Annotated in this window: 5 protein-coding genes and 1 pseudogene; all 6 read left to right on the forward strand. The window is 49.8% G+C overall.

Annotated features, from left to right (window positions below; all coding sequences use genetic code 11):
• A partial coding sequence (locus D9K61_RS06880; RefSeq protein ID WP_120632525.1) for an IS5 family transposase occupies positions 1–479 on the forward strand: 479 nt, incomplete at its 5' end.
• 58 nt (positions 480–537) lie between these two features.
• Positions 538–966: a hypothetical protein gene (locus tag D9K61_RS26880; RefSeq protein WP_216825761.1), complete on the forward strand. Its 429-nt coding sequence runs from the start codon at positions 538–540 to the stop codon at positions 964–966.
• A 39-nt stretch (positions 967–1,005) separates the two neighbouring features.
• Positions 1,006–4,272: a calcium-binding protein gene (locus D9K61_RS06885; protein WP_120632526.1), complete on the forward strand. Its 3,267-nt coding sequence runs from the start codon at positions 1,006–1,008 to the stop codon at positions 4,270–4,272.
• 215 nt (positions 4,273–4,487) lie between these two features.
• Positions 4,488–5,333: an FkbM family methyltransferase gene (locus D9K61_RS06890; RefSeq protein WP_120632527.1), complete on the forward strand. Its 846-nt coding sequence runs from the start codon at positions 4,488–4,490 to the stop codon at positions 5,331–5,333.
• Between the two features lie 323 nt (positions 5,334–5,656).
• On the forward strand, positions 5,657–5,830 hold the full coding sequence (locus tag D9K61_RS26885) for a hypothetical protein (RefSeq protein ID WP_162946780.1): 174 nt from the start codon (positions 5,657–5,659) through the stop codon (positions 5,828–5,830).
• A gap of 99 nt (positions 5,831–5,929) precedes the next feature.
• Positions 5,930–6,162, forward strand: a pseudogene (locus tag D9K61_RS06900) (IS21 family transposase); the annotation flags it as partial.

Raw genomic sequence — 6,162 nt, forward strand, 5'->3', positions numbered from 1 at the left:
GTATGGACGAGGAAACACTGGAGATCCGCGCAGTTGGCGTCACGACAAGCAATGTCGGCGATGCTCCTATGTTGCCCGACCTGCTGGACCAAATCCCGCCCGACCAAGAGATTGCCACGGTCACCGCTGATGGGGCCTACGACACGCGCAGCTGCCACAATGTGATTGCCGCTCGCGGAGCCGCCGCCATCATCCCGCCACGCCAGACTGCCCAACTKTGGAAGCCAACCACGGCAGGAGCTATCGCCCGAAACGAAGCTGTCAGGGCGTCCAAATATCTTGGACGGGCACTCTGGCGAAAGTTGACCGGCTATCACCGCCGAAGTCGCGCAGAGACGAAGATGCACTGCCTCAAACTCCTGGGCCAAGGCCTCATGGCCCGAGACTTCGACCGGCAGGTCGCTGAGCTACAGATCCGGATCGCGGTGCTCAACCGCTACACCGCTCTTGGCATACCCATCACAGAGCCCGTAGGATGAGTCTGTCCGCGGAAAGGGGAAGTGCGTTCAGACCCCGATTTGTGCAACAAAGCCAACTTTGACCTATAACGGCATAACTAAGGAAAAGTCGGTGAATATAAAAAGAAAAATCTCTGGTTGTTTACTGCTAGTTTGTTTCCTGCTTGCAGGCATGATTTATGCTGAAAAAAATTATAGCATCGGTAGGAGCACTTTACCTGCGGGGATTACTGAGTGTGACGTAGCTCAACAATGGTTTAAATTAGGAACTCATTATTCTGCGACATTTCAGGATTTCTTAGATGAGTCTTACAGAGTTGTCGACGTCATGAGTACCGGAAGCCTTTTGCGAAACCCACCATACAGTATAGCAATTTTCGACAGGACGAAAAATGATGCAAGTTTAATTAGCTTTACGATTTCGAGCGACGGAGAACTTCATTCAATTCAAAGAGTAGATATCGGACCGGAGGCTTGGGTGGCCAACAGAAAAATCCACTGCGAATAATATAGCCGCTCAACGGAAACGGCATAAGGGGACACAAATATGAAGCTAACTAGTTCAAATGAAAATATCTCCGTATTCGATGCGGAAACCATTACGAACATTTTCTTGTGGGGTGAGAAAACCTTACCAGTTGAATTATTTGATAGAATAAAATCAAGTTCTTACGTACAGTCCTTGCCGACTGTTACGGGCAGTGGCGGCGCAACTCAAAAAGTGGTTCAGCTAAGTATTGACGGCCAGGCGATGATGACACAGGGGGCAGGTCGCTTCGCCAGGCTTTCCGAATTGGATGTGGTGTCAGACTTTTTTGAAACAGCCGGCTTGCCAGCAGGGCAGTATTCTTTTTCACAGGTCGTTGCCGAACTGCACAAAACTCAAACAATTAACAGAAGCTATTCCGATGTACTCTCGCTGCTGCACAGCAACAGATCTGACTCTTCCGATTTGACCGCGGAGAGAGCATACGTGTTTCAAACCAGCAATTATCGACTTGCCCCGCAAGATGGGGGCGGGAATCCGCTATTGTTTGTTGTAAATTCGGATGGAAGTAAGGAGATACGAAACGCAGAACTCAGACCATTTGATGACAATTTTGACTTCGTCGGTGGCAGCATACCCTCATACATTTTTAACGCCATGGCCGAACCAGGCATCGATCCTTACGGAATTGGAGTAAGGATAGAGTTTGACTATGATAACAACTCTATCCAATCGCGCACTTATTTTGAACAAGACTACGCATCTGATAAAATTTTCGTAGATGACACCTCTTCTCTTGTACCTAATCCAGAGGGTTTATCGACTGTATTGTCCGAGGTAGGTTCCGCAGCGAAATATCATATAAACGAATATGCTATCTATTATGGAAATCATGAATCAAACGAAATTCACGCGTTCGATGTTCTGGGAAACAACCCTATAGACAATGTGCCGGTTCTTGTTTTGGGAGGTGAGGGCGATGACGTCGTTCGTGGCGATCTCCAAAATGATAGGCTATATGGGCATCAGGGTGAGGATACTCTTTTCGGATTTGGGGGTGACGATATAATTGTTGGTGGCTCCGGTGATGATGTAATCGACGGCGGAAAAGACGACGATTCACTCTACGGCGACAAAAGTGAAGAAAACTATCATGGCGCGGAGGAGCCTAGCGTAGTTTCCGGAAATGATACTCTTATTGGCGGTGCTGGAAACGATGTGCTTGTAGGCGGCGGGGGCGCTGATATCCTTCGCGGTGGTGAGGATGATGACACCATTTACTTTGATGCCGACGACACCGAAGTAAGCGGTGGCTCGGGACGTGACGTTGCCATTGTCGATGGCGCGGCTGGCGTCTCTCTTCATCAGGCTTTTTCGCGAGTAGAGGTCGCCATCGGGGGTGGCGGAGATGATACTTTTGTCCTTGATGCTGGGAAAATGGCTGCTGGTGGAGCTGGCAACGACATAATCGATGCGAGACCGGCTGTTTATCCGGGATATTCAGACAGCAGTTTACCTCAAGTTGTTTGGGGTGGGGCAGGTGCAGACACAATTTACACAGACGGTGGGATTCTGGTAGCGAAAGTACTAGGCCTAACCGAAGATAACTTTGCTGAATTCAATCTGGATATGCTCGGTAATTTTGACTGGTCAAAAATTGGTACAGTAGTTCTTAACCCAGAGGCCGACGATGACTATTTTTTGAGGGTATCGGGCACAACGAGACAAGTACATGTCAGGTCGGCTGATGTTTCTCTTGAATATCCAGAGTTCACATTTCTTCCAGACGAACCAACGTTGGAAAACCCGGGAGGGGAAGGGCCATACAAATCTGTTTATTCTGATAATCTTTTGCTGGATGTCGGGGGGGCGGGATCTGTTTCGGGCAGTTACACAATAAGTCCGGGTCGTCAGGATTTGAGCGATGCAATTCGCGCGGTTGGTACGTTCAATGCAAATTTCTTTGGTGCCGGGACTCATGCTGTTCAAACCAACGCAACTTTCGGTTATGCGTGGGAAATTTTTGACTATGACGATGAGGGCGAGCTTTTGGGCACAGAGGGATTCAACCTCGATTCAGCAGTGGCAAGTTCCCCTTTTGAAACGCGCTATGATGTTGGCGAAAACAACGCCGTAGTTGAGGGAGAGGCCTATTTTTGGCGAGACTACGCCAGTGGTTACGAAACCCTTGGGGAGGCTTTTGCGGACTATGCCGAAAATGACAAGACAGGTAGCTGGTTTGTTGTTGGTGGAAGATTCACAGGTAACAATCTGACTTCTTCGGGTTCAGTGACCGCTGTCATGCCGACAGGCGAACCACCCATCCAAGTAGATGGTCAATCAAGCCTAAACTTCTTGCCCGGAGGCGGAAGTAAAGCCGTATCTGGATTCTCGGTCGTTACTACATCTGTTTCAATTGACGGCTCAGTTGTCGACCCCAATTCACCGGCTGCAGGTATTAAAGTTTCTCAATTGGGCGATGATGTCATCATCGAAATCGGCGATGAGTATGTTCGTCTTCTTAATGTTTCGTTGAGCGAATGGCAGAGCGTTGTGCAAAATGGGATTCGCGGCACCGAGCATGCGGACGTATTGTCTGGAACGGAAACGGACGATCTGATCTTTGGTATGGGAGGCAACGATACGCTTTCAGGTCAAGGTGGAAGTGATACACTTATCGGTGGCTCTGGCAATGACACAATTTCTGCTGGAAATGGCGATGACACCATCATCTACGACTCTGGTGATGACGTCATTCTGGGCAACTGGTCTAATTACGGAGCAGACACACTGGACCTGAGCAAATACGCTGCCGATCAGGTTACKTTCAGCATTTCAAAMAATGCCAATCAGCATGTGATTATCACGACCCCCGATGGTCAAATCACGTTGGGCGATCAACTCCTGTTCGAGCAACTCGGACACGACCGCGCCAACATCACAACGATATTGTTCTCCGATGGCACTTTGGACGAGGCGGGTATCAGGGGTCGATCTGTTAGCGACTCTGCCACGGACGGTGATGATACAATTCAGGGCTCAAAATTTTCAGACACGATTGCGGGTGGGCTTGGGAACGACACGCTGACCGGGCATAATGGTGCAGATCAGTTTGTTTTCAATCTGGGTGAAGGTGACGACCAAATCACCGATTTCGAAGATGGGGCAGACATTATTCAGCTTGGTGGAACCGGGCTTTCATTTGCTGACCTATCTATTACTGACGGAGCAAATGGTGCTATCGTTGACTTGGCGGGCCAGGGCAGCATAACACTTACCGGGGTTGTTTCATCGGATCTCACAGAAAGTGACTTCGTTTTTGCTTAACAACACGATCTGCCCAACCTAGTTTCTTTGACAGGTTGGACAACGCGCGTGCAGGATCAAGAATAGACCTACTCTAGCTTGATCCTGCCGCTGATCTGAGTTTCTTCGGATGAGTGCGGCCCGATATCATTTATAGGCTTGAGCCAGTAGAGACTTGGCATCATATTCCGGGTCCAACTTAGTGTGCTCGAATGAGAAAAAAGTCAGGCTAGATAATGAACAATGATCAGATTCAGATGTTGCGCACCAAATGCGCTTCGGTTCAGTTGCTGCTTTCAGAAAGCAGTCCGTTAAACGGTCCGTTTGAAGCTGGCAGCGAGATATCCCTTCGCACAGATGGCTCTATCTTTCCCCATGTGGCAAAACACCAAGAATGGAATTTTGGCGAGACACGGTTTATTCAACAAGCCTGCGTTGAAGGAGAGTATCACCTGATTGATGTCGGTGCGAATGTAGGACTGTATTCGAGACAGGCACTGATCAACTATCCAAACATCAAATCGGCATCGTGTTTCGAGCCAAGCCCGGACAATGTTGAGCACCTAAAGCGAAATCTGAAAGCAATACCAGCTGCATCAGTATTCGACTTCGCCTTGGGCACCTCAGATGGCGAGTTGACCTTTTACATTGATGAAATAAACGGTGGAAATTTCTCCTTTAATGAGAATGCCGTCACTGGGCGAAAACATCATGTGATCAAAGCCCCGGTCAGGAGAATTACAGAGAAATTGCTGGATGAGTGCATGGGGCAACTCGCCACCAATCGACGATTGATCTGGAAATCCGATACCCAAGGTCTGGATGAGGTATTGATGAGTGAACTGCCGTTACGGTTCTGGCAACGCGTAGACTTAGCCATATTCGAAGGATGGCGGATCCCAAAACCCACCTTTGATACAAATGCCTTCCGCTCAGTTCTCGACTCCTTTGACCACATCTACCTGATCAGAAACAGAGGCAAAGGTTTGGAGCCGATAGATGCATCAAGTTGTATCGAATATCTGTCCGCAACAGATCGGAAATGGGGAGACATATATATGTCGCGCAGGGAGCTACACTGACCTAAGATCTCGCAGCGATCAGTGGCCTTGGCGACTTCTGAGATTGAAGCACAAAACACCAATGATAGTCGAGGACAGTTTCCCGGTCGCCGAGCTTTGAGGGGGTTTGAATCATTGAATGAAGCCTGCAGAAAATCATCTGCTCCTATATCCTCCCTGCTAGCCTGAGTGAGGACGAGCGGAGACAATACGACCATGTCTTCGACAATCCTTGGACTGGCTGACCCATCATGTCAGTATCCTTGAGATGAACAGTGACAGCTACCGCCTGGCGCAATGCAAGGCAAAACAGCATAAAGACAACTCTTGAAATGGAACTCTGATTGGTCCTGACAGACCAAGGTGCCTCGGCACACGCCAGCTATTTGGAGAGCGCGCTGCCAAAGCGCCAGTCACTCTTGAAATGGCCGGGTTTTGCACCGCCCTGTGGTCGTGAGAACGGCGGTGAGAAAGTCGACCACGGAAGCGGCGGGATGACCCTGCTGCGGGCGGCGTAAAAGTCGTCCATCTTTGCCCTTCTTTTCGTAACGGAGGGGGGCGGGAGGATCTTTTCCGTGGATTTGTATCGTAAAGTTCGTCTGGCCTGTGCCGAGGGCATGAGCCAGCGAGAAGCGGCCCGGCATTTCGGGATATCTCGTGACAGCGTTCGCAAGATTTTGGCGTTTTCGGTCCCGCCCGGCTACCGGCGGTCAGCACCGATCCGGCGGCCCAAGCTGGATGGGTTCACCGGGATCATTGATCAATGGTTGTCGGAAGATCGGCAACGACCGCGCAAACAGCGGCATACGGCCAAGCGGATCTGCGAGCGACTGCGTGATGAGCATGGCTT

Source organism: Ruegeria sp. EL01 (assembly GCF_900313035.1).
Lineage (GTDB): Bacteria > Pseudomonadota > Alphaproteobacteria > Rhodobacterales > Rhodobacteraceae > Ruegeria.